This is a genomic window from Variovorax endophyticus, assembly GCF_025376855.1.
In the GTDB taxonomy this organism is placed as follows: domain Bacteria; phylum Pseudomonadota; class Gammaproteobacteria; order Burkholderiales; family Burkholderiaceae_C; genus Variovorax.
In genome coordinates this window covers 1-2,500 of the sequence record NZ_JAHUTH010000007.1, presented here as the reverse complement: position 1 = coordinate 2,500, position 2,500 = coordinate 1, and the positions used below count along the sequence as shown (strand labels likewise).

Here is a 2,500-nt window from a genome sequence, read left to right as displayed (position 1 = left end):
GGCGATCAGTCGCTGGGTGTAGACCCGAAACCAAGTGATCTATCCATGGCCAGGATGAAGGTGCCGTAACAGGTACTGGAGGTCCGAACCGACTAGTGTTGCAAAACTAGCGGATGAGCTGTGGATAGGGGTGAAAGGCTAAACAAACTTGGAAATAGCTGGTTCTCTCCGAAAACTATTTAGGTAGTGCCTCAAGTATTACCTTCGGGGGTAGAGCACTGTTTTGGCTAGGGGGTCATGGCGACTTACCAAACCAAGGCAAACTCCGAATACCGAAGAGTACAGCTTGGGAGACAGAGCACCGGGTGCTAACGTCCGGACTCAAGAGGGAAACAACCCAGACCGCCAGCTAAGGTCCCTAAAATTGGCTAAGTGGGAAACGAAGTGGGAAGGCTAAAACAGTCAGGATGTTGGCTTAGAAGCAGCCATCATTTAAAGAAAGCGTAATAGCTCACTGATCGAGTCGTCCTGCGCGGAAGATGTAACGGGGCTAAGCCAGTTACCGAAGCTGCGGATTTGCAATTTATTGCAAGTGGTAGGAGAGCGTTCTGTAAGCCTGTGAAGGTGCGTTGTAAAGCGTGCTGGAGGTATCAGAAGTGCGAATGCTGACATGAGTAGCGTTAAAGGGGGTGAAAAGCCCCCTCGCCGTAAGCGCAAGGTTTTCTACGCAACGTTCATCGGCGTAGAGTGAGTCGGCCCCTAAGGCGAGGCAGAGATGCGTAGCTGATGGGAAACAGGTCAATATTCCTGTACCGATATACAGTGCGATGTGGGGACGGATCTTAATAGGTCATCCGGGTGTTGGATATCCCGGTTTAGTTGGATGTAGGCGTGCATTAGGCAAATCCGGTGCACATATACCGAGGCCAACGATCGAGCGAGCTTGCTCGCGAAGTGACTGAACGAGGTTCCAGGAAAAGCCACTAAGCTTCAGCTGTATACGACCGTACCGCAAACCGACACTGGTGCGCGAGATGAGTATTCTAAGGCGCTTGAGAGAACTCAGGAGAAGGAACTCGGCAAATTGACACCGTAACTTCGGAAGAAGGTGTGCCCTATTAGTGTGAAGTGAACAACGGAGCATGAATGGGTTGCAAAAAATCGGTGGCTGCGACTGTTTATTAAAAACACAGCACTCTGCAAACACGAAAGTGGACGTATAGGGTGTGACGCCTGCCCGGTGCTGGAAGATTAAATGATGGGGTGCAAGCTCTTGATTGAAGTCCCAGTAAACGGCGGCCGTAACTATAACGGTCCTAAGGTAGCGAAATTCCTTGTCGGGTAAGTTCCGACCTGCACGAATGGCGTAACGATGGCCACACTGTCTCCTCCTGAGACTCAGCGAAGTTGAAATGTTTGTGATGATGCAATCTCCCCGCGGAAAGACGGAAAGACCCCATGAACCTTTACTGTAGCTTTGTATTGGACTTTGAACAGATCTGTGTAGGATAGGTGGGAGGCTTTGAAGCAGGGTCGCTAGATCTTGTGGAGCCAACGTTGAAATACCACCCTGGTGTGTTTGAGGTTCTAACCTAGGTCCATTATCTGGATCGGGGACAGTGCATGGTAGGCAGTTTGACTGGGGCGGTCTCCTCCCAAAGCGTAACGGAGGAGTTCGAAGGTACGCTAGTTACGGTCGGACATCGTGACGATAGTGCAATGGCATAAGCGTGCTTAACTGCGAGACTGACAAGTCGAGCAGATGCGAAAGCAGGACATAGTGATCCGGTGGTTCTGTATGGAAGGGCCATCGCTCAACGGATAAAAGGTACTCTGGGGATAACAGGCTGATACCGCCCAAGAGTTCATATCGACGGCGGTGTTTGGCACCTCGATGTCGGCTCATCTCATCCTGGGGCTGTAGCCGGTCCCAAGGGTATGGCTGTTCGCCATTTAAAGAGGTACGTGAGCTGGGTTTAAAACGTCGTGAGACAGTTTGGTCCCTATCTTCCGTGGGCGCTGCAGATTTGAGGAAGCCTGCTCCTAGTACGAGAGGACCGGAGTGGACACACCTCTGGTGTATCGGTTGTCACGCCAGTGGCATTGCCGAGTAGCTAAGTGTGGAAGAGATAACCGCTGAAAGCATCTAAGCGGGAAACTCGTTTCAAGATGAGATCTGCCGGGGCCTCGAGCCCCCTGAAGAGTCGTTCAAGACCAGGACGTTGATAGGTCAGGTGTGGAAGCGCAGTAATGCGTTAAGCTAACTGATACTAATTGCTCGTGCGGCTTGACCCTATAACTTTGATCAGTCAGATCAAGGTGTTATGCCAAGTTGACGCATTCAAAAACACATTCAAATAACGCCTCCGCGCGTGCTGATTCAAAACTCTATGAATTCGCCAGGTTGATCACTCGATCAGCCCAGCAACCCTTTATGCCTGATGACCATAGCGAGTTGGTACCACTCCTTCCCATCCCGAACAGGACAGTGAAACGACTCAGCGCCGATGATAGTGCGGGTTCCCGTGTGAAAGTAGGTCATCGTCAGGCTATTACAGCC

The 2,500-nt window shown here is 51.2% G+C and carries 2 rRNA genes (1 of these 2 cut by a window edge); both read left to right on the top strand.

Features of this window, described 5'->3' with window-relative positions:
- A 23S ribosomal RNA gene (locus tag KV106_RS10790) occupies positions 1-2,235 on the top strand; it begins 636 nt to the left of the window's first position.
- 142 nt (positions 2,236-2,377) lie between these two features.
- Positions 2,378-2,490 (top strand): 5S ribosomal RNA (rrf, locus tag KV106_RS10785).
- Positions 2,491-2,500: the final 10 nt, after the last annotated feature.